We start from the raw sequence: 15,085 nt of genomic DNA on the forward strand, positions 1-15,085 counted from the left end.
TCGCACGAAAAGTGCCGCACAGACATCCACTGCAACTGTGGATAACTTTGTGGGCAACCGGGCTGCATCGCGCGCCAAGGCCCGCACTGACGTGGCCCAGGACAGATTGCACAAAGTTTAGGCAGAGAAAATTTGTTGAAAATCAACGACTTGCGTAATTGTGACTGGCTTGTGACACGATCTTCGGCGCGCCAGCCCGCGTCCAGTCGACTTGTGGAGTTCTCGACCCGCGCCGGCATTGGGTTTGCCGGTGATTGACGGTTTCGCGACACCCGCTGCGCGAGCGCCGTGGAGTGTCGCAGCGCTCGTGCGCGAGGTCGGGGACTGGCTGGCCGGGCGCTTCAGCGTCTGCAGCGTCCGGGGCGAGATCTCCGGCTTCACGCGCGCCGCCAGCGGACACTGCTACTTCAACCTCAAGGACGCCGAGGGCGGCGCGGCGCTGCTGCGCTGCGCGATGTTCCGCCGGGCGGCGTCGCTGCTGGCTTTCGCGCCGCGCGAAGGGCAGTTGGTCGAGATGCGCGGACGGTTGGGCGTCTACGAGGCGCGCGGCGAACTGCAGATCGTCGTGGAGGCGATGCAGGCCGCCGGGGCGGGTGCGCTCTACGAACAGTTCCTGCGGATCAAGGCGCGGCTCGAGGCGCAAGGCTTGTTCGATCCGGCGCGCAAGCGCGAGCTGGTGCCTTACCCGCGGGCGATCGGCGTGGTCACTTCGCTCGGCGCCGCCGCGCTGCAGGACGTGCTGACCGCACTCGCGCGGCGTGCTCCGCATCTGCCGGTCGTGATCTATCCCAGCGCCGTGCAGGGGCCCGGCGCGCCGGCGGCGCTGGTGGAGGCGATCGGACTGGCGTCACGCCGCGCCGAGGTCGATACGTTGATCGTGTGCCGCGGTGGCGGCTCGCTCGAAGATCTGTGGGCCTTCAACGACGAGCAGGTGGTGCGCGCGATCGCTTCCGCTTCGATGGCGGTCGTCTGCGGTGTCGGACACGAGACCGACGTCACCCTGGCCGATTTCGCCGCCGATTTGCGCGCGCCCACGCCGACAGCCGCTGCCGAGCTGGCGGCACCGACGCGGGAGGCGTTGTCGAACAGGCTGGCCGTCTATGAAGGGATCGTGCAACGGCGCGTTCACGCGGCGCTCGACGAGCAGGCCCAGCGGCTCGACCGCATCGCCGTGCGACTCGCTCGACCGGGCCAGGTCGTGCGTGCGCAGCGCGAGCAGCTGACCGTCCTGGCTCATCGGCTCGACGCGCTGCCGCTGCGGGTCGCGCAGCAGCAGCGCCAGCATCTGGCGCAGCTCCAAGCGGCCCTGCGGCGCGGTGTCGAGCGCGAACTCGACAGGCGAACCCAGCGCCTCGCCCACGTCGCGGCGCGGCTGCGCGCACTCGATCCGAAACAGGTGCTGACGCGTGGTTACGCCTGGCTGAGCGACTCCGAGGGCAGACCGATCGGGTCGGTCCACGAGCTGACGCAGGGCGAGTCGCTGCAGGCCGTGCTGCACGACGGCACCGTGGGTGTCGTCGTCACGGAGCTGCCCGGTCGGACAAGCGCCTGAGCGCGTGTCGGCCGGCATCGCCGCGTCCGGCGACGCCGCGCCAAGCTGCCTACAATGTTCCGACGCTGCGACTCTGCGCACCGATACCGCCACTTACCGAAGAGGTCCACGATGGAACACACCCTGCCGCCCCTGCCGTATGCCCACGACGCACTCGCTCCTGCGATGAGCAAGGAAACGCTTGAGTACCACCACGACAAGCACCACAACGCCTATGTCGTGAACCTGAATAATCTCCAGAAGGGCACCGAGTTCGAGTCGATGACCCTTGAAGAGATCATCAAGAAGTCCAGTGGCGGCGTCTACAACAACGCGGCCCAGATCTGGAACCACACTTTCTTCTGGAACTGCATGAAGCCGCAGGGCGGCGGTGAGCCGACCGGTGCGCTGGCCGAGGCAATCAACGCCAAATGGGGCAGCTACGCGGCCTTCAAGGAGGCATTCACCAAGAGCGCCGTGGGCAATTTCGGCTCGGCCTGGACCTGGCTGGTCAAGAAGGCCGACGGCAGCGTAGACATCGTCAACATGGGCGCCGCCGGCACACCGCTGACCACGGCGGACAAGGCGCTGCTGACGATCGACGTGTGGGAACACGCGTACTACATCGACTACCGCAACCTGCGCCCGAAGTTCGTCGAGACCTTCCTGAACTCGCTGGTGAACTGGGATTTCGCCGCGAAGAACTTCGCGTAAGCTTGCGCGCCTGACACGACAGGGGTCGGCTCAGCCGACCCCTTTTTTCGTGGTGAAGTCAGTGCTTGAAGGGGGCGCCTTGCAGCTTCATGCCCGGCTTGATGCCGCGCTTGGCGAACCAGCCTTCATTCATCTCGAGCACGTAGCGCACTTCCTTGGTGGAGCAGTGGCTGTCCAGCGTCTGCGGTTTCATCGCCTCGATGTTGGTGATGCTGCCGTCGTCCGCCACGAATGCGACCGACAGCGGCAGCAGCGTGTTCTTCATCCAGAAGCATTGCTGCCCCGGCCGGTCGAAGATGAACAGCATCCCGTCGTTGGTCGGCATCGAGGTGCGGAACATCAGGCCGATGCTGTGTTCCTCGGGCGTCTGCGCCACCTCGGCCCGGATCACGTGCATGCCTGCGCTGAGCTTGATCGCCTGGAGTTTCTGCGGGCCGGTCTGCGCCGCCGCGACAGTCGCGGCTAACGCGATCAGCAGGGCGAACAGGCTGCGGAACAGGGGCGTGCGAATCATGGTGGGAGGGCTTTGAAGTGGCTCGGCTCATTATCAACGCGGCGGCCCCGCAGGTGGGCCGACGGCGGCGCTGACATAGAATTGAAAATCAAGTGTCGACTACCACCGAGCGGAGCCTCATCCCCATGTACCAGCACATCAAGGTGCCCGAAAACGGGCAGAAGATCAGCGTCAACGCCGATTTCTCGCTCAACGTGCCCGATCAGCCCATCATCCCGTTCATCGAGGGCGATGGCACCGGCGCCGACATCACCCCGGTGATGATCAAGGTGGTCGACGCGGCCGTGGCCAAGGCCTACGGTGGCAAGAAGAAGATCCACTGGATGGAGGTCTACGCGGGCGAGAAGTCGACCAAGGTGTACGGTCCGGACGTGTGGCTGCCGCCCGAGACGCTCTCGGCCGTGAAGGACTACGTGGTCTCGATCAAGGGCCCGCTGACCACCCCTGTCGGTGGCGGCATCCGCTCGCTGAACGTCGCGCTTCGCCAGGAGCTCGACCTGTACGTCTGCCTGCGCCCGATCCAGTACTTCGCCGGCGTACCGTCGCCAGTCAAGTCGCCGGAGAAGACCCACATGGTCATCTTCCGCGAGAACTCCGAAGACATCTACGCCGGCATCGAATTCGAGTCGGGCAGCGACAAGGCGAAGAAGCTGATCAAGTTCCTGCAGGAGGAAATGGGCGTCAAGAAGATCCGCTTCCCGAACACGTCCGGCATCGGCATCAAGCCGGTCTCGAGCGAGGGCACGGAGCGCCTTGTGCGCAAGGCCATCCAGTACGCGATCGACAACGACAAGCCCTCGGTCACGATCGTGCACAAGGGCAACATCATGAAGTTCACCGAAGGGGGCTTCCGCGACTGGGCCTATGCGCTGGCGCAGAAGGAATTCGGCGCCGAGCTGATCGACGGCGGCCCGTGGATGAAATTCAAGAACCCGAAGACGGGCAAGGAAATCGTCATCAAGGACTCGATCGCCGATGCCTTCCTGCAGCAGATCCTGTTGCGCCCGGCCGAATACTCGGTGATTGCCACGCTGAACCTGAATGGCGACTACGTCTCCGATGCGCTGGCGGCCCAGGTCGGCGGCATCGGCATCGCGCCGGGTGCGAACCTGTCGGACTCGATCGCGATGTTCGAGGCCACCCACGGCACCGCGCCGAAGTACGCCGGCAAGGACTACGTCAATCCCGGCTCCGAGATCCTGTCGGCCGAGATGATGCTGCGCCACATGGGCTGGGTCGAGGCCGCCGACCTGATCATCAGCTCGATGGAGAAGTCGATCGCATCGAAGAAGGTCACCTACGACTTCGCGCGCCTGATGGACGGCGCCACCCAGGTCTCGTGCTCGGGCTTCGGTCAGGTGATGATCGATCACATGTGAGGCATTTCAGCGCCGTCCGCTGAGGCGGTCCCGAGCAACCCCTGATTTCGTCGAAAACGTCAGGGGTTTCTTTTTTTGCGCGCGTCGCCTTCAGGAGATGTCATGCGTTCCACCGCAAACGAAACGGACCCGGATGCCGGTCGACCCCTGCGCATGCGCTGCACCTGCCTGGTGATCCAGGCGCCGGACGACCTGCGCGTCGTCGAGCAGGACGTGGCCGAACTCGGCCCGGGCGAGGTGCTGGTGCAGGTCGGCTACGGCGGCATCTGCGGGTCGGACCTTCATTATTTCCACGCCGGCGGTTTCGGCACGGTGCGCATCAAGCGGCCGATGATCCTCGGTCACGAAGTGGCTGGCACGGTCGCGGCTGTAGCTGCGGACGTCACGCGCGTCAAGCCGGGCGACAAGGTCGCGGTCAACCCGAGCCGCCCGTGCTCGCGCTGCAAGTACTGCCTGGAAGGTCTGCCGAACCAGTGCCTCGACATGCGCTTCTACGGCAGCGCGATGCGCGACCCGCATGTCGAAGGCGCGTTCCGCAACCTGCTTCTTTGCGATGCGTTGCAGTGCGAGGCGGTGGCGGCGCACGTGCCGCTGCAGCACGCCGCGCTGGCCGAACCGTTCTCGGTGGCGCTGCATGGCGTGCAGCGGGCCGGTGCGCTGCTGGGCAAGCGGGTGCTGGTCTCCGGATGTGGCCCGATCGGCTCGCTGGCCGTCGCGGCCGCGCGCATCCACGGCGCCGCCGAGATCACCGCGGTCGACCTGACCGACGAGACGCTGGCGATCGCCCGCGCGATGGGGGCGGACGTCACCCTGAACGTCGCACAGACGCCGGCCTGGGTCGAGCGCTACAGCGCGGACAAGGGCACGTTCGACGTGATGTTCGAGTGCAGCGGCAACGAGCGGGCGTTGCGCGCTGGCCTCGAGGCGATGCGCCCGCGCGGCGTGGTGGTGCAACTCGGCCTGGGCGGCGACGTGTCCGTGCCCCAGAACATGATCGTCGCGAAGGAACTGAGCCTGTGCGGCAGCTTCCGCTTCCACGCCGAGTTCGCGCTGGCCGTGCGCTTGATCAACGAAGGCCGGGTGGACATGCGGCCGATGATCAGCGGTGCGTTCCCGCTGTCGCGCGCCCGTGAGGCCTTCGAAATGGCCGGCGACCGCAAGCGTGCGATGAAGGTGCTGCTCGACTTTGCGGCCGAGACGGCCTGATCACCGCGATCAGCGCTGGCGGATGGCCGCCAGCGCGTCGAGCAGTTGGCGCGTCGCCGGTTCGGGTTGGCCGGCTCGGCAGGCCACCCCCAGCGGTCGCCACAGCCGAGGGGCGAGCGGGGCGATGACCATGCGGTCATCGACGTCCGCTGCGCCCTCCTCGCGCGGCAGAAGCGCTGCGCCATAGCCGGCCGAGACGAGGCTCTTGATCGCGTCGTTGAAGTTGAGTTCGATCCGCGCCTTCGGCTGCTCGCCGGCGGCGGCAAACCAGTCCATGGTCATGCGGTGCAGCCGGGTGCTGGCGTCGTTGACGATCAGCGGCCGCGCGGCGAGCCAGCCCGGCGTGATCGTCCGTGGCGCGGCCCAACCCCGTGGGACGAAGGCCAGCACCGGATCGCGGCGCCACGGCACGATCTGCACGCCGACCACATCGGCCTGGGGCAGGGCGACCAGGCCGATGTCGAGCGTGCCCTCCTGAACCCCCGACAGCGCTTCGCGTGAGGTCAGCACCGCGACCTGCACGTCGATGCCGGCGTGCTCGCGTCCCATCGTTTCGAGCACCTTGGGCAGCAGCCAGGCCAGCGCGCCGGTCGACGCGCCCAGCCGCACGCGGCCGGCGCGCCCGTCGACCTGTCGGGCGACATCGTCCACCGCCGCATCGGCGTCGGCCAGCAGGCGCCGGGCGCGTTCGATCAAGCCTTCTCCGATCCCGGTGGGCACCACGCGCTGGCGTTGACGCAAGAGCAACGCGGCGTTCAGACGCGATTCGAGTTCGGCGACGTGCAGGCTCACCGTCGGCGCGGCCAGATGCAGGGTGCGGGCGGCGGCCGCGAACGATCCGAGGTCCGCGATCGTCACGAGAGTACGCAGTTGATCGAGATTGAGGTGTCGCACGTGGATTCAGCAGTTGTGAACATCAGCGTCAGAACATTCAACTTTACCAATCTTCCGAGCGGCCGCAATCTTGCGGCATCGACCCAGGAGCCCCCCATGACGCCACGCGTTTTCATCGACGGCAACCAAGGCACCACCGGCTTGCAGCTCGTGGCCCGACTGGCCGGGCGCAACGACATCGAACTCGTCACCCTCCCGGACGAGAAGCGCAAGGATCCGCTGTCGCGTGCCGCGGCGCTCGACGATTGCGATGTCGCCGTGCTGTGCCTGCCCGACGAGGCCGCGCGTCAGGCCGTGGCCGGCATCCGCAATCCGCGCGTGCGGGTCATCGACGCCTCGTCGGCACACCGCGTCGACCCGGGCTGGACCTACGGCCTGCCGGAACTGTCGGCCATGCAAGCCGGACAGATCGCGCAAGCGCGCTGCGTCAGCAACCCGGGCTGCTACCCGACCGGGGCGATCGCGCTGCTTCGGCCGCTGGTCGAGGCCGGCGTGCTGCGCGGCGACGCGCCGCTGACGATCCACGCGGTCTCGGGATATTCCGGGCGCGGACGCGAGGGCATCGAGGCACACGAAGGCCCGGCGGGCGAGCGGCCGCCGGCGTTCCAGACCTACGCGCTCGCGTTGCGGCACAAGCATGTGCCGGAGATCCGGCTCCACGCCGGCCTCGCGCGCCGACCGATCTTCGTGCCGTCCTACGGCAGCTTCCGTCAGGGCATCGCGCTGACGATCGGCCTGCACGCGGACATGCTGCAGGGGGCGTCGACGCCGCAGGCACTGCGGGCACTGCTGGCCGAGCGCTATCGCGAACACCCCGAGGTGCACGTCCTGGATGCGGAGGCGACCGACTCGCTGACGACGCTCGACCCGCAGGCGCTCAACGGCACCGACGCGCTGCAGCTGGCCGTGTTCGGCGACGACGCACAGGGCCAGCTCCTGCTGAGCGCGGTCTTCGACAACCTGGGCAAGGGCGCGGCGGGGGCCGCGGTGCAGAACCTCGGCTTGATGCTCGGCCTCGAATCGGTTCGTGCGCGCACCGAACCGAACATCCAGCGGTGTGCCGCATGAAGCGCGCGCTCGACCCATCGCGCTTGATGGACATCACGCCGCGCCCCGACCTGGTCTTCGTGCGCGGCGACGCCAGCTGGGTGTGGGACCAAAAGGGTCGTCGCTACCTCGATTTCGTCCAGGGCTGGGCCGTGAACACGCTCGGTCACGCGCCCGCGTGCGTGCGGGACGCGCTGGCGCGGCAGTCCGCGTTGCTGCTCACGCCCAGCCCGGCCTTCCACAACGAGCCCGCCATCGCGCTGGCGGACCTGCTGTGCCGGCACAGCGACTTCGACCAGGTGTTCTTCACCAACAGCGGGGCCGAAGCGAACGAGGGCGCGATCAAGCTGGCGCGCAAGTGGGGGCGCCTGCACCGCGGCGGCGCCCATGAAATCATCACGTTCGCCGACGCCTTCCATGGCCGCACGCTGGCGACCATGTCGGCGTCGGGCAAGCCGGGCTGGGACCGGATGTTCTCGCCGCAGGTCGACGGCTTCCCGAAGGCCCGGCTCAACGATCTGACATCGGTGCAGGCGCTGATCGGCCGGCAGACGGTCGCGATCATGCTGGAGCCGGTGCAGGGCGAGAGCGGGGTGCAGGAGGCGACGCCGGAGTTCCTGCACGGCCTGCGTGCGCTGTGTGACCGGCACGGGCTGCTGCTGATCTTCGACGAAGTCCAGACCGGTATCGGGCGCCTGGGCCGCCTGTTCGGCTACCAGCATTTCGGCGTCGTGCCGGACGTGATGACGCTGGCCAAGGGGCTCGGCGGCGGCGTCCCGATCGGCGCACTGTTGGCGCGGCGCGACGCCTGCGTGTTCGCTCATGGGGACCAGGGCGGAACCTTCAACGGCAACCCGCTGATGTGCGCGGTCGGTTTGGCGGTGCTGCACGAGGTGATGGCGGATGGTTTCCTGGACCGGGTGCGGACGACCGGCGAGCACCTCGGCGTTCGGCTGCGGGAGTTGTCGGATCGCTGCAGGGCCGGATCGGCGCGCGGCGTCGGGCTGCTGCGCGCGCTCGACCTCGGTCAACCCCTGGCGGCGGCCGTCGTGGCCCACGCTCGCGAACACCTCGCGCTGGAGGGCACCGCCGATGGCGCCGGTCTGCTGCTCAATGCGCCGCGCCCGTCGGTGCTGCGCTTCATGCCGGCCCTCACCGTCACCGCCGACGAAGTCGACCTGATGGTCGATGGCCTGACCGCGGCGATCAGCGCGGCGGGTTTGGCCGTGTAAGGATCAGGCGGCGTCCGGCAACGGGGACGGGGCGGCCGGCGCGGCCTCGGCGTCGTCGGCGGAGTCGATCGGCGAGATGTTCTGGGCCAGCTGCCCCTTCGGGCCCTGCACGATCTCGAACCGGACGCGGCCGCCCTGTTTCAGGGTTCGGAACCCCTCCATCTGGATCGCGGAGAAGTGGGCGAAGATGTCTTCCCCCCAGCCTCGGGTTCGATAAAACCGAACCCTTTGGCGTCGTTGAACCACTTGACGGTGCCTGTGGCCATGTCGTCCCCTCCCGCGCGGCAGCGTTCGTGACGCGCGTCACAATTTTCCGGCCGTGCCAAATCGCCTGTCAAGAACGGAAACACTCCCGGGCGCCGCATCCTTGACGCTGTTCGGCCCTTGCAGAAGCCCGTGTCAGTGCAATATGGAAAGGCTGAAGCGCTCCAGCGTCAACTCGATAGAATGAATCCATGCCCGACGAACCGACCCCACCCGCTGCGCCCCCGGTGGCGCCACCCAAGCCCGACGACGGGCAAGGGGCGGTCGTCGTCGAGCGCAAGGTTGCAAAGACGGAACCACCCCGCATGTACCAGGTGGTCCTGCTCAATGACGACTACACGCCGATGGAGTTCGTCGTGATGGTGCTGCAGGAGTATTTCAAACGCGACCTCGAAACCGCGACCCAGATCATGTTGAAGATTCACCATGACGGGCGTGGCGTGTGCGGCGTCTACACCAAGGACGTCGCCGCGACCAAGGTTGAATTGGTGCTGGCTGCCGCACGCCGCGGTGGCCACCCGTTGCAATGCATTATGGAGGCCGCATGATTGCCCAAGAACTTGAAGTCAGCCTGCACATGGCGTTCGTCGAGGCGCGCCAGCAGCGCCACGAGTTCATCACGGTCGAACACCTGCTCATGGCACTGCTCGACAACCCCTCCGCCGCGGAGGTTCTGCGCGCGTGCTCGGCCAACGCCGACGACCTGCGCAAGAGCCTGACCGGCTTCATCAAGGAAAACACGCCCACCGTCGGCGGCACCGACGAGGTCGACACGCAGCCGACGCTGGGGTTCCAGCGTGTGATCCAGCGCGCGATCATGCACGTGCAGTCGACCGGCTCGGGCAAGAAGGAAGTCACCGGCGCGAACGTGCTGGTCGCGATCTTCGGCGAGAAGGACTCGCACGCCGTCTACTACCTGCACCAGCAGGGCGTGACACGTCTGGACGTCGTCAACTTCATCGCACACGGCATCCGCAAGAGCGATCCGCCCGAGCCGGCCAAGCCGAGCGAGGGCAGCGCGGGCGGTACCGAGACCGAAAAGGAAGAGGGCGAAGGCAAGGGCTCGCCGCTCGACCAGTTCACGCAGAACCTGAACCAGATGGCACGCGACGGCAAGATCGATCCGCTGATCGGCCGCGAGCACGAGGTCGAGCGCGTGATCCAGATCCTGTGCCGGCGGCGCAAGAACAACCCGCTGCTGGTCGGCGAGGCCGGCGTGGGCAAGACCGCGATCGCCGAGGGCCTGGCCTGGCGCATCACGCAGAAGGACGTGCCGGAGGTGCTGGCCGAGTCGAACGTCTATTCGCTCGACATGGGCGCGCTGCTGGCCGGCACCAAGTACCGTGGCGACTTCGAGCAGCGCCTGAAGGGCGTGCTCAAGCAGCTGAAGGACCAGCCGAACGCGATCCTGTTCATCGACGAGATCCACACGCTGATCGGCGCCGGCGCGGCCTCGGGCGGCACGCTGGACGCGAGCAACCTGCTGAAGCCGGCGCTCAGCTCGGGCGCGATGAAGTGCATCGGCGCGACCACCTTCACCGAGTATCGCGGCATCTTCGAGAAGGACGCGGCGCTGTCGCGGCGCTTCCAGAAGGTCGACGTGGTCGAGCCGTCGGTCGAGCAGACGGTCGAGATCCTGAAGGGGCTGAAGTCGCGCTTCGAGGAGCACCACAGCGTCAAGTACGCGGTCGGCGCGCTGCAGGCCGCGGCCGAGCTGTCGGCCAAGTTCATCAACGACCGGCACCTGCCGGACAAGGCGATCGACGTGATCGACGAGGCCGGCGCGGCGCAGCGCATCCTGCCCAAGAGCAAGCAGAAGAAGACCATCACCCGGGCCGAGGTCGAGGATATCGTCGCGAAGATCGCGCGCATCCCGCCCGCGGCGGTGTCGAACGACGACCGCTCGAAGCTCAAGACGCTTGATCGCGACCTGAACAGCGTCGTGTTCGGCCAGGAGCCGGCGGTCGAGGCGATCTCCGCCGCGATCAAGATGGCGCGCTCGGGCCTGGGCCGGCCGGACAAGCCGATCGGCTCGTTCCTGTTCAGCGGACCGACCGGCGTCGGCAAGACCGAGGTCGCGAAGCAGCTCGCCTACATCCTGGGCGTCGAGCTGATCCGCTTCGACATGAGCGAGTACATGGAGCGCCACGCGGTCAGCCGCCTGATCGGCGCGCCCCCCGGCTATGTCGGCTTCGACCAGGGCGGGCTGCTGACCGAGGCGATCTCGAAGAAGCCGCACGCCGTGCTGCTGCTCGACGAGATCGAGAAGGCGCACCCGGATGTCTTCAACGTGCTGCTGCAGGTCATGGACCACGGCACGCTGACCGACAACAACGGCCGCAAGGCCGACTTCCGCAGCGTCATCATCATCATGACGACCAACGCCGGCGCCGAGACGATGAACAAGGCTGTGATCGGCTTCACCAACTCGCGCGAGCAGGGCGACGAGATGGCCGACATCAAGAAGCTGTTCACGCCCGAGTTCCGCAACCGGCTCGACGCGATCGTCAGCTTCAAGGCGCTCGACGAAGAGATCATCCTGCGCGTGGTCGACAAGTTCCTGCTGCAGCTCGAGAGCCAGCTCGGCGAGAAGAAGGTCGAGGTCACCTTCACCGACGCGTTGCGCAAGCAGCTCGCGAAGAAGGGCTTCGATCCGCTGATGGGCGCACGGCCGATGCAGCGCCTGATCCAGGACACGATTCGGCGGGCACTGGCCGACGAACTGCTGTTCGGCCGCCTGGTCGATGGTGGCCGCCTGACGGTCGACGTGGACGCCGACGGCAAGCCGGTGCTCGACATCCAGCCGGTCAAGAAGATCGACAAGCCCAAGGCCGAGCCGGCGACGGCTTGACGCGGCGCGGCGTTCGACACCAGGGGCCCTCGGGCCCCTTTTTCATGGCCAGGCGTCAGGCGTGGGCCGCCGGGTCCTGGCCGAAGAAGCCGCGCAGCAGCTCGTAGAAGCGCGGGTGCTCGGCGCGCAAGTCATGCGGCGCGACGAAGAATGCCTCGGAGGCGACCGCGAAGAATTCCTCCGGCGCCTCGGCGGCGTAGGGGTCGAGCAGTGTGGCCTCTCCCGCGTCGACTCGCTGGCAGAACCCGTCGTATTCCGAATCCAGCACCGCGATCCAGGCATCCTGGCTCGCGCGGTCAGGCAGCGGCGGGACGCCGTCGGCGGCCCCGTCGCGCATGTCCAGCACGTGGACGAACTCGTGCACCACGACGTTGTAGCCTTCCTCGGCGGATTCGCCCGCCTCTTCGACATCGCGCCAGGCCAGCATGACCGGGCCGCCATGCATGGCTTCCCCGGTCAGCTCTTCCTCGTACTGGTGAACGACGCCGGCGTCGTCGACATGCTCACGCTGCGCGACCACCGCATCGGCGTGCACGACGATGCCCTTGAAGCCGTCGAACCAGTGCAAGCCGAGACGCAGCACCGGAAGACACGCTTGCGCCGCGATCGCGACCGCCATCTCGTCGTCGACTTCGAGGCCGTGCGTGCCCGTGAATTCCTTGTCCGCGAGGAACAGCGTGGTCATCTCGCGCAGCGTGGCGAGGTCGTTTGCGTCGCGCCAAGTCAGAAAATGGAAGCGTGCGAGCGTCAGCGCCCACAGCGCGTCGGGAATCGCGCGCCGCTCGAGCGTCCGCGCCCTGCGCCAGCGCGTCAGCCAGTCGCGCATGCGGGCCTCAACGCGTGCCGACGACAGTGGCGACGGCGGGCGGCATCCGCGTCCAGCGGTTGCCCGCTTCCCAGCGCAGCACTTCCGCGCGCGGCGCGCCGGCGTGGTCGAGATCCCAATCGCTGAGCACGTGGCGCACGGCGTCCGGTCGCCATGTCTCGGTGGCGGGGCGGTGGGTGTGCCCGTGGACCAGCGTGGTGGCCCGGCTCTCGGTCATGGCATGCAACGCTGTGGGCGCATCGACGTCGAACCATTCGCCTTCATGCGCCATCGCCTGGCGCTCGCTCTCCGAACGGAGCCCGCGCGCCATCAGGCGCCGCTCCGCCAGCGGGCGTGCCAGCACGTGGGCCTGCCAGCCCGGATCGCGCACCTGGCGGCGGAACTGCTGGTAAGGCAGGTCGCCGATGCACCAGGCATCGCCATGGGTCAACAGCGTCCGTTTGCCGAACGCGGCGAGCACCGTCGGATCGCCCAGCGGCACGACGCCGCACGCGGCGAGCATCTCGTCGCCGAGCAGGAAGTCGCGGTTGCCGACCATGAAGTGAACCGGCCGGCGCGACGCCGCCGCGGTGAGCACCGTCGCGCCACGGGCCTCGAAGCCTTCGTGGCGCGCATCGTCGCCGATCCAGGCCTCGAACAGGTCGCCGAGGATGAACACCGCATCGGCCACGGTGTTGAGCAGGTAGGTCTGCCACGCGTCGAAGGTGCGAGGCGTCTCCGCGGCGAGGTGCAGATCGCTGATGAAATCGATCCGCAGCCAGGCTGCCGGTGCGGCGATCTCGCGCGCCACGAGCGCGTCGGTCACGGCGCGGGCGGGTTCAGGCGACGCGCGACGCCTTGACGATCACGACGTCCTCGAGCGGGACGTCGCCGTGACCGCCCTTGCTGCCGGTGCGGACCTTCTCGATCGCGTCGACGACCTCGCTGCCCGACAAGACCTTCGCGAACACCGCGTAGCCCCAGCCCGAGGCGGTCTCGGCCGTGAAGTTCAGGAAGTTGTTATCGGTCGCGTTGATGAAGAACTGCGAGCTCGCCGAATGCGGCGCCGAGGTGCGGGCCATCGCCAGCGTGTAGCGGTCGTTCTTCAGGCCGTTGTTGGCCTCGTTCAGGATCGTCGCGCGGGTGGACTTCTGGCGCATGCCGGGTTCGAAGCCGCCGCCCTGGATCATGAACCCGGGAATCACGCGGTGGAAGATGGTGCCGTCGTAGTGGCCGGCGTCCACGTACTCGAGGAAGTTCTTGGACGAGATCGGTGCCTTGGTCTCGTCGAGTTCGACGCGGATCGTGCCCTTGCTGGTTTCGAGGTCGACTTGGGTGCTCATGGTCATTTCTCCAGGGTGGCTTTCTTGATGGTGATCGGCGTGGTCGGGACGTCGTCGTGCGGCGGCCGGCTGCCGGTGGGCGTCTCGCGGATCTTGTCGACCACGTCCATGCCGGAGACGACCTTGCCGAACACGGCGTAGCCGTTGCCGTCGCGGGCGTTCGCGGCGTCGAGACGCGGGTTGTCCTGCACGTTGATGAAGAACTGCGCGGTGGCCGAGTTGGGGTCGCCGGTGCGTGCCATCGCGACGCTGCCGCGCACGTTGCTCAGGCCGTTGCGGCTCTCGAGCGGGATCGGCTCGCGCGTCGTCTTCTCCTTCATGTCCGCGGTCATGCCGCCGCCCTGGATCATGAAGGTCGGGATCACGCGGTGGAAGATCGTGCCGTCGTAGTGGCCGGACTTGACGTACTTGACGAAGTTGTCGACGGTCTTGGGCGCCTTGGCCGCGTCGAGCTCGATCACGATGTCGCCCGAGGTCGTCGCGAGCTTGACCTTCTGCGCCTGCGCCGCCAGGCCGCTGCACAACGCGAACACCACTGCAGCGCGGCCGACAAAACGGAGGGGATTCAGGTTCATGGGGTTCCTTTCGAGGTCGAGGCGGCGGACGCGGCCGAGGCGACGGGGGCCGCACGCTTGTAGAGGTCGCGCACCAGCGCCAGCTTCGGCGCGACGGTCACGTTCGCCGGGTCGAGTTTCTGCGCGCGCGCGTACGACTGCGCGGCCAGCGCAGCGTACACGTCGCCCAGGTTCTCGTGCGCGGTCGCGTAGTTCGGGTTCATGCGCAACGCCTGCTCGAGCGCTGCGCGTGCCTTCGCGTAGTCGCCTTGCGCTGCGTACAGCGCGGCGAGGTTGTTGTACGGTTCCGGCAAGTCGGGAAACTCGTCGCTGAGCTTCTGGAACACCGCGATCGCTTCCATGTTGCGCTTCGCGTCGGTCAGCATCACGCCCTTCAGGAAACGCATCTGCGGATCGCGCGGGTTGGTCGCCAGGGCCTGGTCTACACGCTGCATGGCCGTGGCGGCCTGGCCGGCATAGTAGAGACGTTGCACGTCGGCCAGCTCGTCGGCGCGCGCAGGGAATGCCGCCGCGACGAGCACTGCCAGCGAGAGGCGGGCGAGCAGGCGGCGCGAAGTGAACGGCGTTTGGTGCATGGGTACGAAGGGGCGGGCAGGGCGTCGCGTGGCGTCGCCGGCCGCGCCGACGTGCAGCGATTGTCAGGCTGCCCGCTATACTGAAACGATTGTAGTGCAGGCCTTCTGGCCGAGACGCGCGCGGTGCGAACCGCACGCGGCCTGTGGCCCGGAGT

At 67.5% G+C, this 15,085-nt stretch carries 15 protein-coding genes and 1 pseudogene; 8 read left to right on the forward strand and 8 right to left on the reverse strand.

What is annotated here, in order from left to right; translation table 11 throughout:
* Nucleotides 1-244: 244 nt before the first annotated feature.
* Both xseA and ACWH49_RS21940 read left to right on the forward strand, forming a co-directional pair.
* Nucleotides 245-1,552, forward strand: a complete 1,308-nt coding sequence (gene xseA / locus ACWH49_RS21935) for an exodeoxyribonuclease VII large subunit (protein ID WP_448173380.1) — start codon at nt 245-247, stop codon at nt 1,550-1,552.
* 111 nt (nt 1,553-1,663) lie between these two features.
* A complete protein-coding gene (locus ACWH49_RS21940) occupies nt 1,664-2,245 on the forward strand; it encodes a superoxide dismutase (RefSeq protein WP_056469042.1) in 582 nt (193 codons plus the stop codon).
* A 58-nt stretch (nt 2,246-2,303) separates the two neighbouring features.
* Here ACWH49_RS21940 and ACWH49_RS21945 read toward each other — a convergent pair whose 3' ends face one another.
* Nucleotides 2,304-2,759, reverse strand: a complete 456-nt coding sequence (locus ACWH49_RS21945; protein WP_448173381.1) for a DUF192 domain-containing protein — start codon at nt 2,757-2,759, stop codon at nt 2,304-2,306.
* A gap of 119 nt (nt 2,760-2,878) precedes the next feature.
* Here ACWH49_RS21945 and icd point away from each other — a divergent pair, with 119 nt between their 5' ends.
* Nucleotides 2,879-4,138, forward strand: coding sequence for an NADP-dependent isocitrate dehydrogenase (icd, locus tag ACWH49_RS21950; RefSeq protein ID WP_448174382.1), 1,260 nt, complete (start codon nt 2,879-2,881; stop codon nt 4,136-4,138).
* A gap of 147 nt (nt 4,139-4,285) precedes the next feature.
* Nucleotides 4,286-5,344 (forward strand): L-idonate 5-dehydrogenase, encoded by a 1,059-nt coding sequence (locus ACWH49_RS21955; protein ID WP_448174383.1) that lies wholly within the window; start codon nt 4,286-4,288, stop codon nt 5,342-5,344.
* A gap of 9 nt (nt 5,345-5,353) precedes the next feature.
* On the opposite strand, the gene ACWH49_RS21960 is transcribed toward ACWH49_RS21955, so the two are convergent.
* Nucleotides 5,354-6,238, reverse strand: a complete 885-nt coding sequence (locus tag ACWH49_RS21960) for a LysR family transcriptional regulator (protein WP_448173382.1) — start codon at nt 6,236-6,238, stop codon at nt 5,354-5,356.
* Between the two features lie 96 nt (nt 6,239-6,334).
* Between ACWH49_RS21960 and argC the strand changes: the two genes are divergently transcribed.
* The gene (argC, locus tag ACWH49_RS21965) at nt 6,335-7,306 is read left to right on the forward strand and encodes an N-acetyl-gamma-glutamyl-phosphate reductase (protein ID WP_448173383.1); all 972 of its coding nucleotides are present in this window, start codon (nt 6,335-6,337) and stop codon (nt 7,304-7,306) included.
* Nucleotides 7,303-8,517, forward strand: coding sequence for an acetylornithine transaminase (locus tag ACWH49_RS21970; RefSeq protein ID WP_448173384.1), 1,215 nt, complete (start codon nt 7,303-7,305; stop codon nt 8,515-8,517). The genes argC and ACWH49_RS21970 overlap by 4 nt, the downstream gene beginning before the upstream one ends.
* 3 nt (nt 8,518-8,520) lie before the next feature.
* Here the strand turns inward: ACWH49_RS21970 and ACWH49_RS21975 are convergent.
* Nucleotides 8,521-8,783: pseudogene (locus ACWH49_RS21975) on the reverse strand (cold shock domain-containing protein).
* A gap of 189 nt (nt 8,784-8,972) precedes the next feature.
* Between ACWH49_RS21975 and clpS the strand changes: the two are divergent.
* Both clpS and clpA read left to right on the forward strand, forming a co-directional pair.
* Nucleotides 8,973-9,329, forward strand: a complete 357-nt coding sequence (gene clpS, locus ACWH49_RS21980; RefSeq protein WP_056469063.1) for an ATP-dependent Clp protease adapter ClpS — start codon at nt 8,973-8,975, stop codon at nt 9,327-9,329.
* Complete coding sequence (gene clpA, locus ACWH49_RS21985; RefSeq protein ID WP_448173385.1) at nt 9,326-11,632, forward strand: ATP-dependent Clp protease ATP-binding subunit ClpA; 2,307 nt, start codon at nt 9,326-9,328, stop codon at nt 11,630-11,632. The genes clpS and clpA overlap by 4 nt, the downstream gene beginning before the upstream one ends.
* 55 nt (nt 11,633-11,687) lie before the next feature.
* On the opposite strand, the gene ACWH49_RS21990 is transcribed toward clpA, so the two are convergent.
* The 5 genes from ACWH49_RS21990 to ACWH49_RS22010 are packed head-to-tail and all read right to left on the reverse strand — an operon-like array spanning nt 11,688 to nt 14,930.
* A complete protein-coding gene (locus ACWH49_RS21990) occupies nt 11,688-12,458 on the reverse strand; it encodes a M90 family metallopeptidase (RefSeq protein ID WP_448173386.1) in 771 nt (256 codons plus the stop codon).
* Nucleotides 12,459-12,465: 7 nt separating this feature from the next.
* Nucleotides 12,466-13,263 carry a UDP-2,3-diacylglucosamine diphosphatase gene (locus ACWH49_RS21995; RefSeq protein ID WP_448173387.1) on the reverse strand — a complete coding sequence of 266 codons (798 nt, stop codon included), beginning with the start codon at nt 13,261-13,263 and terminating at the stop codon, nt 12,466-12,468.
* Between the two features lie 13 nt (nt 13,264-13,276).
* Nucleotides 13,277-13,780 (reverse strand): peptidylprolyl isomerase, encoded by a 504-nt coding sequence (locus ACWH49_RS22000; RefSeq protein ID WP_448173388.1) that lies wholly within the window; start codon nt 13,778-13,780, stop codon nt 13,277-13,279.
* A gap of 2 nt (nt 13,781-13,782) precedes the next feature.
* Nucleotides 13,783-14,355, reverse strand: coding sequence for a peptidylprolyl isomerase (locus tag ACWH49_RS22005; RefSeq protein WP_448173389.1), 573 nt, complete (start codon nt 14,353-14,355; stop codon nt 13,783-13,785).
* Complete coding sequence (locus tag ACWH49_RS22010) at nt 14,352-14,930, reverse strand: tetratricopeptide repeat protein (RefSeq protein ID WP_448173390.1); 579 nt, start codon at nt 14,928-14,930, stop codon at nt 14,352-14,354. Before ACWH49_RS22010 ends, ACWH49_RS22005 begins: the two co-directional genes overlap by 4 nt.
* Nucleotides 14,931-15,085: the final 155 nt, after the last annotated feature.

Source organism: Rhizobacter fulvus, from assembly GCF_964020785.1.

Coding starts and splice junctions, on each gene's coding strand:
- ACWH49_RS22010 (WP_448173390.1), bottom strand. CDS start 14,930: ATGCACCAAACGCCGTTCACTTCGCGCCGCCTGCTCGCCCGCCTCTCG.
- clpA (WP_448173385.1), top strand. CDS start 9,326: ATGATTGCCCAAGAACTTGAAGTCAGCCTGCACATGGCGTTCGTCGAG.
- ACWH49_RS21945 (WP_448173381.1), bottom strand. CDS start 2,759: ATGATTCGCACGCCCCTGTTCCGCAGCCTGTTCGCCCTGCTGATCGCG.
- clpS (WP_056469063.1), top strand. CDS start 8,973: ATGCCCGACGAACCGACCCCACCCGCTGCGCCCCCGGTGGCGCCACCC.
- ACWH49_RS21970 (WP_448173384.1), top strand. CDS start 7,303: ATGAAGCGCGCGCTCGACCCATCGCGCTTGATGGACATCACGCCGCGC.
- ACWH49_RS21940 (WP_056469042.1), top strand. CDS start 1,664: ATGGAACACACCCTGCCGCCCCTGCCGTATGCCCACGACGCACTCGCT.
- argC (WP_448173383.1), top strand. CDS start 6,335: ATGACGCCACGCGTTTTCATCGACGGCAACCAAGGCACCACCGGCTTG.
- ACWH49_RS22005 (WP_448173389.1), bottom strand. CDS start 14,355: ATGAACCTGAATCCCCTCCGTTTTGTCGGCCGCGCTGCAGTGGTGTTC.
- ACWH49_RS22000 (WP_448173388.1), bottom strand. CDS start 13,780: ATGAGCACCCAAGTCGACCTCGAAACCAGCAAGGGCACGATCCGCGTC.
- ACWH49_RS21990 (WP_448173386.1), bottom strand. CDS start 12,458: ATGCGCGACTGGCTGACGCGCTGGCGCAGGGCGCGGACGCTCGAGCGG.